Annotated in this window: 12 protein-coding genes; all 12 read left to right on the top strand. The window is 73.3% G+C overall.

Annotated features, from left to right (window positions below; genetic code table 11):
- The first annotated feature begins 137 nt into the window (after positions 1-137).
- Positions 138-1031 carry an alpha/beta fold hydrolase gene (locus tag M8H82_RS13660; protein WP_250073535.1) on the top strand — a complete coding sequence of 298 codons (894 nt, stop codon included), beginning with the start codon at positions 138-140 and terminating at the stop codon, positions 1029-1031.
- Between the two features lie 178 nt (positions 1032-1209).
- Complete coding sequence (locus tag M8H82_RS13655) at positions 1210-2355, top strand: SDR family oxidoreductase (protein ID WP_250073533.1); 1146 nt, start codon at positions 1210-1212, stop codon at positions 2353-2355.
- A 63-nt stretch (positions 2356-2418) separates the two neighbouring features.
- Positions 2419-2700, top strand: a complete 282-nt coding sequence (locus tag M8H82_RS13650) for a phosphopantetheine-binding protein (RefSeq protein ID WP_250073532.1) — start codon at positions 2419-2421, stop codon at positions 2698-2700.
- The gene (locus M8H82_RS13645; protein ID WP_250073530.1) at positions 2700-4262 is read left to right on the top strand and encodes a class I adenylate-forming enzyme family protein; all 1563 of its coding nucleotides are present in this window, start codon (positions 2700-2702) and stop codon (positions 4260-4262) included. Before M8H82_RS13650 ends, M8H82_RS13645 begins: the two co-directional genes overlap by 1 nt.
- Entirely contained in the window at positions 4259-5257 is a 999-nt protein-coding gene (locus M8H82_RS13640; protein ID WP_250073528.1) for a transglutaminase domain-containing protein, read from the top strand. The genes M8H82_RS13645 and M8H82_RS13640 overlap by 4 nt, the downstream gene beginning before the upstream one ends.
- A gap of 65 nt (positions 5258-5322) precedes the next feature.
- A complete protein-coding gene (locus tag M8H82_RS13635; RefSeq protein WP_250073526.1) occupies positions 5323-7584 on the top strand; it encodes an MMPL family transporter in 2262 nt (753 codons plus the stop codon).
- A gap of 103 nt (positions 7585-7687) precedes the next feature.
- The gene (locus M8H82_RS13630) at positions 7688-7945 is read left to right on the top strand and encodes a phosphopantetheine-binding protein (RefSeq protein WP_250073525.1); all 258 of its coding nucleotides are present in this window, start codon (positions 7688-7690) and stop codon (positions 7943-7945) included.
- A gap of 5 nt (positions 7946-7950) precedes the next feature.
- Positions 7951-9492: a class I adenylate-forming enzyme family protein gene (locus tag M8H82_RS13625; protein ID WP_250073522.1), complete on the top strand. Its 1542-nt coding sequence runs from the start codon at positions 7951-7953 to the stop codon at positions 9490-9492.
- Positions 9493-9497: 5 nt separating this feature from the next.
- Entirely contained in the window at positions 9498-11105 is a 1608-nt protein-coding gene (locus M8H82_RS13620) for an FAD-dependent monooxygenase (protein WP_250073880.1), read from the top strand.
- 179 nt (positions 11106-11284) lie between these two features.
- The gene (locus M8H82_RS13615; protein WP_250073520.1) at positions 11285-13492 is read left to right on the top strand and encodes an anthranilate synthase component I; all 2208 of its coding nucleotides are present in this window, start codon (positions 11285-11287) and stop codon (positions 13490-13492) included.
- Complete coding sequence (locus tag M8H82_RS13610) at positions 13489-14286, top strand: 4'-phosphopantetheinyl transferase superfamily protein (RefSeq protein WP_250073518.1); 798 nt, start codon at positions 13489-13491, stop codon at positions 14284-14286. Before M8H82_RS13615 ends, M8H82_RS13610 begins: the two co-directional genes overlap by 4 nt.
- Positions 14283-16235, top strand: a complete 1953-nt coding sequence (locus M8H82_RS13605; RefSeq protein WP_250073516.1) for an FAD/NAD(P)-binding domain-containing protein — start codon at positions 14283-14285, stop codon at positions 16233-16235. The genes M8H82_RS13610 and M8H82_RS13605 overlap by 4 nt, the downstream gene beginning before the upstream one ends.
- Positions 16236-16252: the final 17 nt, after the last annotated feature.

Below are 16252 nucleotides of genomic sequence, written 5' to 3'. Positions count from 1 at the left end.
TGACCAGCACGTTGTCCCGCTCTTGGACACGCCTTGGGCGGGTGTTGAACGGGCCATCGGAGTCTGGACACCGGCGACGGTCGCCCGTCCGGATCGCTCCCCGTCGCACGACCGAACGAACCAGCCAAGGAGACCCCATGACGGACCAGCAGTTCGGCCAGCTCGACGTCCGCTACCTCAACCACTCCGCGCTCGCCCTGCCCGGCGGCGGGGAGCTGTACTACGAGGACAGCGGCCAGGGCCCGGCGGTGACCCTGCTCAACAACTTCTACATCGTCAGCCCGATCTGGCGGAACTTCACCACCGAGCTGGCGAACGACTTCCGGCTCGTCCACTACGACCTGCGCAACCAGGGTGCCTCCAACCCGGGCCCCGAGCCGGTCACGTTCATGGACCACGTCGAGGACGTGCGCCGCCTGCTGGACCACCTCGGCATCGAGAAGACCTACCTGGTCGGCACGTCCATATCGACCCTCATCGCCCGGGAGTTCGCCCTCAAGTACCCCGAGCGCGTGGCCGGCCTGGTCCTGGTGGGCCCGGCGTTCTCGCCCAACGGCACCCTGCGCCGCAAGCTGGTCAGCCGCTCCTGGCTGGCGAGCCTGGAGTCCGGCGGCACCCAGCAGCTCTTCGGCCACCTCTACCCGCTGGTCTTCCCCGACCAGATGATCCACGAGGGCGGCACCGCGGCCTACCTGGCGCTCAAGGACAACTTCCTCTCCCTGCTCTCCGTCGGCTCCATCCGCGAGAACCTGCTCGCCTCCCTGGAGATCGAGGACGACCCCGAGGAGCTGGCCCGCCTCGCCGCCCCGACGCTGATCATCAACGGCGACGGCGACTTCGCCTGGAGCGAGTCCGTCATCGAGGACGCGCTGAACCGCATCCCGGACAGCCGCGCCGTCACCCTCAAGCACGCGGGCCACGTCCCGTTCTTCGACGACCCGCAGGGCTTCCAGACGGCCGTCTCCGAGTTCGTACACGAGCTGGAGGCGCGACACGCGTCCGCGACCGCCACCGCGGTCACCGGCGCGTAGCAGGACGGGCGACCGGGGGACGGCCGGGGCCCGGTGATCCCGGACCCTCCGGCCCCCCTCCGCGCCGCCCGCCCGCACCCACCGAACCCGATCCACCGAACCCGATCCCCCCGATCCGCTGCACCACCGCAGCACCCCATCGACGCACACCACGTCCCGACGCTGGAGACAAGCACTCATGACAACACGTCTGTTGACCGGGGCCACCGGCTTCGTCGGCGGAGCCGTGGTCCTCGAGCTCCTCGACAAGACCGACGACCCCGTCATCGCACTGGTCCGCGGCAAGGACGACGCCGAGGCGACGCAGCGCCTGCACGACACCCTCTCCGCCATGGCGGACGGCTACGGCCGCTCCGACCTGCACCCGGAGATCCTGCGCCGCACCGTCGCGGTGCACGGCGACATGACCGTGGACGGCTGCGGGGCCGACCTGAGCGCGGTGCCGCCGGTCGACGAGGTCTGGCACTGCGCCGCCTCGCTGCGCTACGAGGAGGAGTACCGCACCGAGATCGAGGCGCAGAACGTCCAGGGCACCGCCAACGTCCTGGAGCTCGCCCGCAAGGTCGGCGCGCGCACCTTCAACTACGTCTCCACCGCCTACGTCGCGGGCTCGCGCACCGACCTGATCACCGAGGGCCCGGTGACCGACCCGTCGGTGGCCAACAACTGCTACGAGCAGACCAAGATGCGGGCCGAGGCCCTCGTCGAGGAGGCCGCCGGCGACCTGCGGATCCGCATCCTGCGGCCCACCGTCGTCATCGGCCACAGCGTCACCCGGCACGGGCTGAACTGGTCGGGCCTGTACGGCTTCGCCCGTCAGGTGCTGGTCTTCAAGAAGACCGCCTCCCGCAAGCTCGGCACCTTCCTCTCGCACGCCCGGGTCCGGCTGCTCGCCGACCCCGACACCGTGGTCAACCTCGTCCCGGTCGACATCGTCGCCCGCAACGCCGTGGCCATCTCGCTGTCGGACTCGCCGGAGACGTACTTCCACCTCGGCAACTCCGACGGCCCCAAGGTCCGCGACATGGTCACCCAGATCTTCGAGCTGCTCGGCCTGCGCGAGCCGCTGTGGGTGGACGACCGCGACGGCTTCACCGCGATCGACGAGGCCCTCGACGGCGGCATGAACTTCTACCGCTCCTACCTGCGCTACAACAAGCGCTTCGATCTCACCAACACCGCCGCCATCTGCGGCCCCGACGCCTCCTACGCGCCCACCGGCGAGCAGGAACTGGCCGAGTACCTCCTCTACTACCTGCGCACCCTGCGCGGCTTCGAGGAGAACAGCGGCACCGAGCGCGTCGTCCACCCCGTCGCCGCCTGACCCGTCCGTCGACGACGAGAACCCCGAGCCTGCGCACGCCCGCGGGCCGTCACTGGAGGAGACATGTACGACAGCACGACGGTCGCGGAGCACCTGCGCGGCCTGCTGGAGAACGCGGTCGGCGCTCCGCTGCCGCTGGACGACCCGGCGGCCCGTACGGCGTCGCTGTGGAACCTGGGGCTCACCTCGGCGGGCTTCATGCGCCTGCTCGCCGACGTCGAGGACGCCTTCGGCATCGAGTGGGACCTGGACCAGCCGACCGAGGCGTTCTCGTCCTACGACGCGCTGCTCGCCCACGTCACCGGGCACCTGGAGCGCCGCACGGCCCCGGCGGGGGGTGCGTGATGGCCCGCGTGAACCGACGGCTCGCGCTGGCCACCGCCCCCGCCGAGGCCGCCCGCCGCCACGGCGCCGTACCGATCCGCCTCGACCGGCAGCTCGACCTGTTCCCGCAAGCGGGCCGCAGCTTCGACTACGCCGCCTTCGCCGGCCTGGTCGAGGAGGCCGCCGCCCTGCTCGCCGGGGCCGGCGTCACCGACGGACAGCGCATCCTCATCGTCAAGCAGCCCAGCTTCGACATCCCCCTGCTGGCCTTCGCCTGCGCCCGGATCGGCGCCGTGCCGGTCCTGGTGCACTCGGCCGTCGGCTTCCAGGCGCTCGGCGTCATGACGGAACGCGCCGCCCCGGCGGCCGTCATCACCGATGCCACCACCGAGGCGGCCGGCGTGCTGGACTCCGTCGACCCCGCGCTGCCCCGCTGGTACGCCGGGGAGCGCGGCGAGCACGGGCTGTCCCTGCTGGACGCGGAGCGCGGCGAGGTCCCGCCCGCCGCCGTGCCCCGCGAGGACACCCCGCAGCTGGTCACCCACAGCTCGGGCACCACGGGGGTGCCCAAGCTGGTGCTGCACTCCGTCCACAGCTTCGCCGGGCACGCCCGGCCGCAGATCACCATCGGCAAGGTGCTGCGGGTGCGCGACCCGTACCTGATGTGCCTGTCGCCGGTGCACGCCCGCTGCATGTCCGGGATGCTCGCCATCCTCGCGCTCGGCCTGCCGCTGGGCTTCCTCACCGACACCGCCCCCGAGAACGCGGCCGAACTGCTCGCCGCGGTGCGGCCGGGCGTGGTGGAGACCGTCCCGAACGCCTTCATCCGCTGGGAGGAGGTCGCCGAGCGGCAGCCCGAACTGTTCGCGCAAACCCGGCTGTTCGTCAGCTCCTTCGACGCCGCCCACCCGCGCACCATCCGCACCCTGCTCGGCGCGGCCCGGCCCGGCGCCCGCTACATGCAGGCGTACGGCCAGACCGAGACCGGACCGGTCACCGTCAAGTCCCACAAGCTGAAGAGCCGCTGCGACGACGGCCGGTGCGTCGGCCGGGCCGTCCTCGGGCACACCAAGATCCGCGTCCTCGACGACGAGGGCGGCAAGGCCCCCAAGGGCACCCCCGGCCAGATCTTCGCCCGCTCCTCCGGCGTCACCCCCAGCTACCTCGGCTCCCCCGACCAGCGGGTCGACGGCTGGTGGGCGATGGGCGACTACGGCCTGGTCAGCGACCGCGGCTGTCTGCACCTGTTCGACCGGATCGTGGACCGGGGCAGCGGCGTGGAGAGCCTGCTGGCGGCCGAGGACGACATCCTCGAAGCGCTGCCGCAGCTCACCGAGGCCGTGATCATCCCGATGTCCGACGGCCCCGCGGTCCCGCTCGTGGTCACCCGCGGCGACGCCCCGCTGGACCTCGCCGCCTGGCGCCGCGCGGTCGCCGCGCTGCCCGAACTCGCCGCCCCGGTGCAGTGCCGCTGGGACGACATCCCGCACACCGCGACCTGGAAGGTCAAGCGACTGGAGGTGGCGCGCCGGCTGGCCGCGGGCGACCTGCCGGTCCTGGCCACGGCAGGGGAGGAACGATGACGACCGCACCGCCGCGCCGGACCACCACGGCGGCGGAACTCTGGCACCACTGGCTCCCGGCGGTGGAACGGCTCGTCGCGGTGCCGCAGGAGTACCGCGACGCCCGGCTGAGCCACGAGGAGGCGGCCCGCGAACTCGCCGTCGACGAGGACGTCCTGGAGAACCTGGTCGGCGCCGGCTTCCCCGCCGAGGACACCCCGGACGGGCTGCGCTACGACCACCACGACGTGCGCAACCTCGGGCTCCGGTCCGGCCTCGGCCGCTCCCTGGCGGAACTGGGCGAACGCCAGTGCATGCGGATGGCGGCCGGCCGGCCCGAGCAGTGGCTGACCGAGCGCGTCACCCGGATCCGGCTCACCGCCACCTGCTCCGCCGCCGGCTGCACCAGCTGCGTCACGCCCCCGGTCCCCGCCGAACCCGCCCCCAAGCTGTACGAGGGCCGGCTGACGGAGTGGGTGCGCGAGGAGGGCGGCTCCATGCTGGCCACGGTCACCACCCGCGGCCACCGGGACGCCCCGCGCACCGACACCGTCCGCCGTATCCACGACGACCTGCTCGACCGGCTGGTCTCCGGCGAGTACCAGTACGGCTGGGTTCCCGAGGCGCTGCGGGCCCGCCCCGCCGCCGCGATCGAGCACCGCACCGTGGACTGCGTCGTCGCCGCCTGGCAGATGCAGCGCTGGGCCGAGGAGGCGGGTGTCCGCGCCCGCACCCGGCGCGGCTTCCTGCTCGGCCTGGTCGGCGTCGAGCACGCCTGGACCGAGGTGTTCGAGGAGGGCCGCTGGCTGCTCCTGGACCCGGTGCTGGCGTATCTCGGCTCCCGGCACCGGACCACCCACCCCGAGTTCGCCGACTTCACCCGGGGTTCGGTGCACAACCGGCTCCTCGCCTGGGACCGGTCCGTCGACGAGTCGCTGGCCGTCCACACCTGCGTGGCCGGCGGACACGTCCGCGTCGACTGCCGCCAACTCCCCGCCGCCCGTACCCCCGCCTGAGCGTACGGGCGACACATCCCCCCATCGGGGCGTTGCCCCGCCCCGTCATTCCTGGAGGAATACCCATGTTCAACAAGCTGGCCGCCTTGGCGACCGGCCGCCGAAAGCTGGTTCTCTGGCTGGGACTGCTGTTCTGTGTCGTGGCCGGAGGACTCGGCGGCGCCGTCAACAGCAAGCTGTCCTCCGGTGGTTACGAGGTGCCCGACGCCCCCTCGACGCAGGCGAACGAGATCCTCAGCGAGAAGTTCGGCACCGGTGAGCCCAACCTCGTGCTGCTCGTGAAGACCCCGAAGGGAGCCGACGACCCGGACACCGCCGCCAAGGGCGCCGAGCTCACCGAGAAGCTCGCCGCCGAGGACGGCGTCCAGGAGGCGGCCTCCTACTGGACCCTGGACAAGGCGCCCTCGCTGCGGGCCGAGAAGTCCGACTCCGCGCTGGTCCTCGCCCACCTGGAGGGCAACGAGGACGAGGTCGACGACTACCTGGCCGCACTGCGCCCGCACTACGAGGACGGCTTCGAGGGTCTGCAGATCCAGTTCGGCGGCCGGGCCGAGGCGTACGCGGAGATGAACGAGCAGACCCAGGAGGACCTCGCGCTCGCCGAGACCCTGGTGCTGCCGCTCACCCTGATCCTGCTGGTCTTCATCTTCCGCGGGGTCATCGCGGCCCTGCTGCCGCTGGCCGTCGGCATCGTCGCCATCATCGGCGCGCTCGGAGTGCTGCGCGTCCTGGTGGAGCTGACCGACGTGTCGGTCTTCGCGATGAACCTCACCACCGGACTCGGGCTCGGACTCGGCATCGACTACAGCCTGTTCGTGGTCAGCAGGTACCGGGAGGAGCTGAAGAAGGGCGCCGCCGTCAACGACGCCATCGCCACCAGCCTGCGCACCGCGGGCCGTACCGTCCTGTACTCGGCGATCACCGTGGCGCTCTCGCTCTCCGCGCTGCTGCTGTTCCCGATGTACTTCCTGCGCTCCTTCGCCTACGCCGGCATCGCGGTCGTCGCCTTCGCGGTGGTCGCCGCCCTGGTGCTGCTGCCGGCGCTGCTCGCGGTCATCGGCACCCGCATCAACAAGTGGTCGTGGAACCGCAAGAAGCCCGAGGCGGCCGTGGAGAACGGCTTCTGGCACCGCCTCGCCACCCTGGTGATGCGCCGCCCGCTGCCGCTGGCCACCGGTGTCATCGTGATCCTGCTGTTCCTCGGCTCGCCGTTCCTCGGCATCAAGCTCAACCTCGCCGACGAACGCACCCTGCCCGCGGACGCCGAGGCCCACCAGGTGGGCACGGTGCTCCTGGAGGACTACTCGGCCCGCGAGATGGAACCGCTCATGGTCGTCGCCGAGAACGCCGGCAGCGCCGCCGAGCGGGAGAGCAAGGTCGCGGCCTACGCCGAGACCCTGTCCGGCCTCGACAACGTCGCCCGCGTCGACGCCCTGACCGGCTCCTACGCCGACGGCAAGCAGGTCGCCCCGGCCGGCGCGATCAGCGAGCGCTACGCAAAGGGCGAGGGCACCTGGCTGTCGGTGATCCCGGAGGTCGGCTCCTACACCGACGAGGGCCAGGACCTGGTCGGCGACATCCGGGACGCGAAGGCGCCGTTCGAGGACGTGAAGGTTGCCGGTACCGCCGCCTCTTTCAAGGACACGATGACCTCGCTGACCGACCGCATGCCGTGGGCGCTGCTGCTGATCGCCGTCTCCACGTTCGTGCTGCTGTTCCTGATGACGGGCAGCGTGCTGATGCCGGTGAAGGCCTTCGTGCTCAACCTGCTCAGCCTCACCGCCACCTTCGGCGCCATGGTCTGGGTCTTCCAGGACGGCAACCTGATGTGGCTGACCGGCGATTTCACCGTCACCGGCGGCATCGTGGCCACCACCCCGATCATGATGTTCTGCGTGGCCTTCGGCCTCTCCATGGACTACGAGGTCTTCCTGCTCTCCCGCATCAAGGAGGAGTACGACCGGGGCGGCGACAACACCCGCGCCGTGGCCCTGGGCCTGCAGCGCACCGGTGGCCTGGTCACCGCGGCCGCCGCGCTGATCGCCCTGGTCTTCGCCTCCTTCCTGGTCTCCGGCATCACCTACATGAAGCTGCTCGGCCTCGGTCTCGCGCTGGCCGTGCTGATGGACGCCACCCTCGTCCGGGGTGTCCTGGTCCCGGCCTTCATGCGGCTGGCCGGCCGCTACAACTGGTGGGCCCCGCGCCCGCTGACCCGGGTCTACGAGCGGTTCGGCCTGGACGAGGGCGAGGACGACCCGGCCCCCGTGCCCGCCGGTCCCAGCAAGCCCGTGGACGCCGGGCGCGAACCCGCCGACGTCGGCCGGTGACCTGACCGGCGCGCAGAACCACCGGCGGGGCCCACGGCCACCCGGGCCCCGCCGGTCCTCCCTCCCCCACACCCACCCAGACACGCATCCGAGGGGAACTCCCATGTCCGACCAGCTCACCCCGGGCCACGCGCTCCTGCTGGAGTTCGTCGACCTGCCCGAACTCCTCGACGGCATCGGCCGTGACGACGACCTGACGACGGCCGGCCTCAACTCCGGCGACCTGATCCGGCTCGCCCTCGCCATCGAGGAGCGCACCGGCAGCCCGCTCGACGACGACGAACTGACCGCGCTGCACACCGTCGAGGGCATCGACCAGGTGCTGACCGCGCGCTCCGCCTCCGTGAGCGAGGCCCGCTGATGTGGATGGCCCACTTCGTCCGGCGGCACGCCGGACAGCGCCCCGACGCCCTGGCCCTCGCCGACGAGCGGCTCTCGCTCACCTGGCGCGAACTCGACGAACGCACCGACGCGCTGGCCGCTGCCCTGATCGACCGCGGGATCGGCCCCGGTGAGCGCCTCGTGGTCAGCTCGCCCAACCGGGTCGAGGTCCTGGAGCTGTACATCGCGGCCGGCAAGGCCGGGGCGATCGTCTGCCCCGTCAACCACTCCTTCCCGGCCCCCGAGGTCGAGCACGTCGTCTCCAACTCCGCGCCGCGCGGCGTGATCGCCGAGCAGGGCGTGCTGGACCGGCTCGGCGACGCGTTCGGCGACAGCTGGCGGATCGCCCTGGACAGCCCCGCCTACGAGGAACTGCTCGCCACCGAGCGCAGGACGCTGCCGCTGCCGCACATGGACGACCTGTTCGCGATCCTGCACACCTCGGCCACCACCGGCCGGGCCAAGGGCGTCGCCGTCACCCACCGCTCGGTGTCGGCCTGCTACACGGCGCTCGCCGCCGAGGCCCGGTTCACCGCCGACGACGTGATGCTCAACCCGTGCCCGCTCTTCCACGGCTCGATGGTGATCGGCCTGGCCCTGCTCGCGGCCGGCGGAACCCTGGTCCTGCAGCGGGAGTTCGCCCCGCAGCGCTTCCTCGCCGAGACGGAGCAGCGCGGCGCGACCCGCGCCTTCCTGGTGCCGTCCATGGTCCGCTTCGCGCTGCGCACCAAGGCGTTCGACTCCACCGACCTGTCCACCCTCGTCGACGTCATGTTCGGCGGCGCCCCGATGCCGGAGGAGCTGCTGCGCGAGTCCCTGGAGCGCTTCCCCTGCCCGTTCCGCGGGATCTACGGCATCACCGAGGGCGGCGGCCCGATCGCCACCGTCGTCTTCGGCGGGGCCGAGGACCACGGCGCCGACCCCGCCGCCCGGGAACTGCGGCTGCGCTCGGCCGGCCGGATGCTGCCCGGCTGCCACATCGAGGTGCAGGACAAGGAGGGCAAGGCGCTGCCGCCCGGCGAGATCGGCGAGGTCTGCGTCCGCGGCGACGGCATGATGCGCGGCTACTGGCGCAACCCCAAGGCCACCGAGTCCACCCTGCGCGACGGCTGGCTGCGCACCGGTGACCTCGGCTACTCCGACGCCGACGGCTACCTCTACCTGGTCGACCGCATCAACGACGTCCTCATCCGCGGCGGGCAGAACGTCTACCCGGCCGAGATCGAGCGGGTCCTCGGCGCCCAGCGCGGCGTCGCCGACACGGCCGTCGTGGGCGCGCCCTCGGAGGAGTGGGGCGAGGTCCCGGTGGCGTTCGTGGTGGCCGAGGGCGAGGAGCTCTCGGCGGCCGGCCTGCTGAAGGCGTGCGCAAGTGAACTCGCCAGCTACAAGCGGCCGGTGCGGATCGAGTTCGTGGAGGAGATCCCGCGCAGCGCGGCCGGCAAGATCCTGCGCCGCAAGCTGCGGGAGCGGTTCGCCGACGCCATGCCGGGCGCCGCCCCGGTGCCGCCCGTGGACCGGGGAGCGTGAGCGGCATGCGAGTCGCCTGCATAGGCGCGGGCCCCGGCGGGCTCATGCTGGCCCTGCTGCTGCGCCGCCTCGGCGGCCACGAGGTGGACGTCTACGAGCGCAGCCCGGCCGGTGCCACGTACGGCTTCGGCGTGGTCTTCTCCCGCTTCAGCCTGGCCCGGCTGCGCCGCGCCGCCCCGGACGTGGTCGCCGCCCTGCTGGACCGCGGCGCCCGCTGGGACGACGTGGAGGTCCGCCGGGACGGCGAGCGGATCCGCTCCTCCGGCCACGGCTTCGCCGCGGTGGAGCGGCGCGGACTGCTCACCGCGCTGACCGAACTCGCCGAGGAGGCGGGCGCCCGCCTGCACTTCGGCACCGAGGCCGACGCCACGGACCTGCTCGGGCGCTACGACGTCGTAGTCGCCGCCGACGGCTCCGGCAGCCGCACCAGGACCGCGTTCGCCCAGCAGTTCGGGGCGCAGGTCGTGCCCGGGCGGGGCCGGTACGCCTGGTTCGGGGTGGACCGGGCCTTCGACGCGATGACGTTCCTGTTCGCGGACAGCGCGTACGGGCCGGTCGGCGCCCATGTGTACCCCTACGGCCCGGACCGGTCGACGTTCCTGGTCGAGCTGGGCGAGCGGGCCTGGGAGCGGGCCGGTTTCACCGAGGGCGCCACGAAGCCCCCGGGCTGGAACGACGAGCAGGCCATGGAGTTCTGCGCCGAGGTGTTCGCCGAGCATCTGCGCGGGGCGAAGCTGCTCGGCAACGGCTCGCGCTGGCTGACCTTCCCGCACATCTCCGGGACCCGCTGGTCCAGCGGGCGCCTGGTGGGGCTCGGGGACGCCGTGCACACCGCGCACTTCTCCGTCGGCTCGGGCACCACGCTGGCACTGGAGGACGCGGTGGAGCTGGCGCGCCGGCTCACCGAGCACAGCGATGACGTGGACGCGGCGCTGGCCGCGTACGAGGCCTCCCGGCGCCCGATCGTGGAGTCCGTGCAGGAGGCCGCCTGGGCGAGCCTCAGGATGTGGTCGCACCCCGAGGAGCACCGCGCCCTGGACCCGGCCACCCTCATGCTGCGGCTGCTCACCCGCACCGGTCAGTCCGCGGCTGATGTGCTGCTGCGGCTCGATCCCCAGCTCGCGAAGATCGGCGCCGGGGTGACGGCGCTGCCGGAGGGGCCGATGCCGTCGCTGGTGCCGTCCGGCGGGTCCGCGGCTCCGGGCGACGCGCTGCTCCTCGCACCCGGGGCGCGGCCGCCCGCGGGCCACGAAGGTCCCCTGCTGGTCGCCGCCGACGAGCAGGCCCGGGAACGGCTGAGCGCGCTGCGGGCCGAACTTCCGGACGCGGTACTGGGGTTGCTGGTCGAGGCACCGGAGCCGGCGGAGGAGCCGGTGTCCGCGCTGGTCGACTCGGTCACCGCGCTCGCCGCCGCCGTACCCCTCGACATCGTGGCCGTGGCCCCCGGGGCGGGGCTGCCCGCCGCCGACCGCACGGCCCGCTCGGCCCTCGCCGAACGCCTGACGGCGACCGGCACCCCCACGGCGTACGTCTGCCGCCCGAACGAACTGAGCCAGGGCTGGACCCACGTCCAAGCCGCCCGAGCCATGGAGGTATGGACAACCTCCACCTGATCACTCCGGCCGATCAGCTTCCCCAGGGGCGCGGGGAACCGAGCGACCGGCCACAACGCACCCGCACCCGCACCCGCCGGCCAACACCCGCCGAAGACCACCCGCCCCCGCGCCCCCGTCGCGGGCCGACCTCTTGCCAGCCCCCGGACATCACCGGGTTCACGAAAGGAATTTGGGGGATGCCCCTGCTGGAAACCTCCCGGCCGCGCACCGGCCGGGCAGCCCCGTCCGGGCGGTGGACGACACCCGTCGGAGTCGAGGTCGTCCGCACCACCGAGCCCCTCGGCTCCGCCGCCGCCCTCCGCACCGACCTCGAGGACACCCTCGACGAACGCCGCGGAATGATCCTGTTCCGCGGGCCCGACCGGGTCATCGGCTACTGCGACCCGCCGGTGGAGATCACCGCGACCGGCCCGGAGATACGGGCCACCGCGCTCAACGAGCGCGGCCGGGTCCTGCTTCCCGCCCTGCTCGCGCTGTTCTCCGACGCCGTCGGACCCGGCGGCCGTGTGGAGGCCGACGGCGACACCCTGCGCGTGCGCGGCGGCGTCCCCGACGGCACCTTCGCCGAGGAGGACCGCACCCGGCAGGTCGGCGTGTTCGCCGTGGTCCGGGCCGTCGTCGAAGGGCTGGCGATCGCCGGCGATCCGCTGCTCGGCCTCTACGGCGCCTTCGGCTACGACCTGATCTTCCAGGTCGACCCCGTCACCCTCACCCAGCACCGCGCCGCCGGGGACCGCGACATGGTGCTGCACCTGCCCGACACCCTCTACGAACTCGACCTCAAGGCCGACGAGGCGATCCGCCACGACTACGAGTTCCGCGTCGGCGCCTCCCGCACCGACGGCCTCGACCGCTCCACCCCCGCCCGCCGCTTCGTCGCGGCCACCGAGGCCCCGCCCCGCGACCACGCCCCCGGCGAGTACGCCCGCGTGGTGGAGAAGGCGGGCCCGCTGTTCCGCTCCGGCGACCTGTTCGAGGTCGTACCGAGCCAGTCCTTCCACCGGGTCGTGCAGCGCCCGCCGTCCCAGCTGTTCCGCGCCCTGCGCGAGCGCAACCCCGCCCCGCACAGCCTGCTGATGAACCTCGCCCGGGACGAGTACCTGGTCGGCGCCTCACCGGAGATGTTCGTCCGGGTCACCCCGCGCGGCACGGCCGGCGCCCTCGTCGAGACCTCCCCGATCAGCGGCACCATCGCCCGCGGCCGGGACGCCCTGGACGACGCCGAACGCATCCGTACCCTGCTCAACTCGTCCAAGGACGAGCACGAGCTGACGATGTGCACGGACGTCGACCGCAACGACAAGTCCCGGGTCTGCCTGCCCGGCACCGTCCAGGTCACCGCCCGCCGCCGCATCGAGATGTACTCCACCCTCATCCACACCGTGGACCGGGTCGAGGGCGTGCTGCGGCCCGACCGGGACGCCCTCGACGCCTTCCTGGCCCACCTGTGGGCGGTCACCGTCACCGGGGCGCCCAAGCTGTCCGCGGTCGAGTTCATCGAACGGCACGAGCGCTCCCCGCGCCGCTGGTACGGGGGAGCGGTGGGCCGGATCGGGTTCGACGGCGGCCTGGACACCGTCCTGACCCTGCGCACCATCCACCTGCACGACGGGGTCGCCACGGTCCGGGCCGGCGCCACCCTGCTGCACGACTCCACCCCCGAGGACGAGGAGCTGGAGACCGAGCTGAAGGCGAAGGCGCTGCTCGGCGTGCTGGACGAGCCCACGGCGGCCGTACCGCGGCTGACCGTGACGGAGGGGCCCGGCACCGGCCGGCGGATCCTGCTCGTCGACCACCGCGACTCCTTCGTGCACTGCCTCGCGGGCTATCTGCGCGAGACCGGCGCCGAGGTCGGCACCTACCGCAGCGGCGGTCACCTCCCGCTGCTCGCCGAGCAGCGGCCCGACCTGGTGGTCCTCTCGCCGGGACCGGGCACCCCGGCCGACTTCGGCGTCGGCGCCACGCTCGCCGAGGCCGAACGGCTCGGCATCCCGGTGTTCGGCGTCTGCCTCGGCCTCCAGGGCATCGTCGAGTACCTCGGCGGCACCCTGAACGTGCTGCCCGAACCGGTGCACGGCAAGCCGTCCAGGGTCCGGCGCACCGAGGCCGACTCGATGCTCCTGGACGGACTGCCCAAGAGCTTCACCGTCGGCCGCTACCACTCCCTGTACGCCGACCCGGCCCTGCTGCCCGACTCCCTGCGGGTCACGGCGGCCACCGAGGACGGACGGGTCGCGATGGCCGTGGAGGCACCCGGGCGAGGGCTCGCCGCCGTCCAGTTCCACCCCGAGTCGATCATGACCTACGCCGGGCGCACCGGCCGGCTCGTGGTGCACAACGCGGTCGCCGCTCTGGCCCGTACCCCGATCGGAGCCCTGCGGTGAGCGCCCTGCTCCCGGCCCCGGCGCCGGTGAGCGGTGACCCCGAGCCCGTCGACCTGGCCGCCGTGGCGGCCCTGTTCGAGCCGCCCGTGATCGCCGCGCAGGCGCACACCGGCGAACTGGACTTCGCCCGGCTGCCCGCGCCGGTCCGGGAACTGCTGTGCGGCTACACCGCGCCGCTGCGCCGCGAGACCTTCACCGCGGGCAGGCTGGCCGCGGCCCGTGCCACCGCCGCGCTGACCGGCATGCCCCGCTGGCTGAGCGCCGACGGCCGGGGGGCGCCGAGCTGGCCGTACGGCGTGGCCGGCTCGCTCAGCCACACCAACCGGGTCGCCCTGTGCGTGACCGGGCCCGACCGCGGTGTCGGGCTCGGCATCGACATCGAACCCCTGGAGACCGGCGAGGAGTTGCTCTCCGCCGTGCACTACGTGTGCACCCCCCGCGAGCGCGACCGGCTGCGCGGGAGCCCGGACCCGGCCCGTGCCGTGCTGCGGCTGTTCTGCGTCAAGGAGGCCCTCTACAAGGCGCTGCCGCCCGACACCCAGGACGGCGTCTCCTTCCAGTCCGTGGACCTGGAGTGGGAGGAGCCGCCGGCCGGCCAGGACCCGGGCGTGCCGGTCCGGCTGACCGTCGTACGCGGTCCCGTGCCCGGCACCACGGGCCGCTGCGCCGTCGTCGGCAGCCGCATGATCGCGGCGGTCGCCCTGCCGTGGCCGAAGGGGTCCCTCAACTCCGCCACGGAGTCCGCCACTTCCCGTACCGAGTGCCGTATTCAGCAGGACGGACAGCAGACATGACCACCAGACAGCACACCGTGTGCGTGATCGGCGCGGGACCGCGGGGTCTCTCCGTGATCGAGCGGCTCTGCGCCGCCGCCCGTACCGCCGCCCCCGGCACCGCCCTCGGCATCCATGTCGTCGACCCGCACGCGCCGGGCGCCGGCCAGGTCTGGCGCACCAGCCAGTCCGCGCACCTGCTGATGAACACGGTGGCCGGACAGATCTCGGTGTTCACCGACGCCAGCGTCGAGCTGACCGGACCGCTGGAACCGGGCCCCAGCCTGCACGCCTGGGCCCAGTCGCTGGCCGCCGGCGACATCCCCGGCCACCACCCCGCCCCGGTGCTCGCCGAGGCCCGGGCGCTGGGCCCCGACACCTACCCGACCCGGGCGTTCTACGGCCACTACCTGCGCTGGGCCTTCGAGCGCACGGTCGAGGCCGCCCCGCCCTGGGTGACCGTCACCTGGCACCGGTCCCGCGCGGTGGCCCTGGACGACGAGGCCGCGGCCCCGGCGGCCGGGCACCCGCCGCGCCAGCGGGTCACCCTGGAGAACGGCGCGGCTCTGGAGCACCTGGACGCCGTCGTCCTGGCCCAGGGCCATCTGCCGGCCCGGCCGACGGCCGTGGAGGAGCAGTTCGCCGGCCTCGCCCGTGAGCACGGCCTCACCCACCTCGCCCCGGCCAACCCGGCCGACACCGACCTGGACCGCATCCGCCCCGGGCAGCCGGTGCTGCTGCGCGGCCTCGGGCTGAACTTCTTCGACTACATGGCCCTGCTCACCACCGGCCGCGGCGGCAGCTTCACCCGCGCCTCCGGCCGCCTCGTCTACTTGCCCTCCGGCCGCGAACCCCGGCTGTACGCCGGTTCCCGGCGCGGGGTGCCCTACCAGGCGCGCGGTGAGAACGAGAAGGGCCCGCACGGCCGGCACGAGCCGCTGCTGCTCACTCCGGCCCGGATCGCCCGGATGCGGGCGGCGACCGGCTCCGGCGGCGCCGACTTCCTGCGGGACGTGTGGCCGCTGGTCGCCAAGGAGGTCGAGACGGTCTACTACCGGACGCTGCTGGCCGCGCGCGGTCGTGGGGACCGCGCCGAGGCCTTCCAGCGGGCCTACCTCAGCGCGCTGCCGGGCACGTCCGCGGAGGAGACGGTGCTCGACGCGTACGAGATCGGCGAGAAGGACCGGTGGGACTGGGACCGGCTCTCCCAGCCGTACCGGGACCAGCAGTTCGGCGGCCCGGAGGACTTCACCGCCTGGCTGCTGGACCATCTGCGCGAGGATGTGGCCCAGGCGCGCAGCGGCAATGTCAGCGGTCCGCTGAAGGCCGCCCTGGACGTGCTGCGCGACCTGCGCAACGAGATCCGGCTCGTCGTCGACCACGGCGGCCTGCACGGCGACTCGCACCGTGAGCACCTGGACCGCTGGTACACCCCGCTGAACGCCTTCCTCTCCATCGGGCCGCCCGCGTCCCGGATCGAGGAGGCGGCGGCGCTGATCGAGGCGGGGGTGCTGCACATCGTCGGCCCCGGTCTGCGCGTCGATGTCGACCGGCACGGGTTCCACGCCCACTCGCCGCTGGTGCCGGGCTCCCGGATCAGCGCCGAGGTGCTGATCGAGGCGCGGCTGCCCGACATCACGCTCAGCCGCACCGAGGATCCGCTGCTGCGGCATCTGCTGGACACCGGCCAGTGCGCCAGGCACCGGATCGCCACCCGCAGCGGCACCTGGATCCACACGGAGGGGCTCGCGGTCACCCCCCGCCCCTTCCAGCTCCTGGACGCCGCCCGGCGCCCGCACCCCCGCCGGTTCGCCTTCGGCGTGCCCACGGAGTCGGTGCACTGGGTGACGGCCGCGGGCATCCGCCCCGGCGTCAACTCGGTGACCCTCACCGACTCCGACGCCATCGCGCAGGCGGCGCTCACGGCGGTGCTGGAGCGGCGGGACCGTCTGGAGCGGACGGCGGCGTGACCCCCGGCCCGCGGTCC

Origin of the sequence: Streptomyces sp. YS415 (assembly GCF_023544665.1) — a bacterium.
In the GTDB taxonomy this organism is placed as follows: Bacteria; Actinomycetota; Actinomycetes; order Streptomycetales; family Streptomycetaceae; genus Streptomyces.
This window is presented reverse-complemented; position numbering and strand designations above follow the sequence as displayed.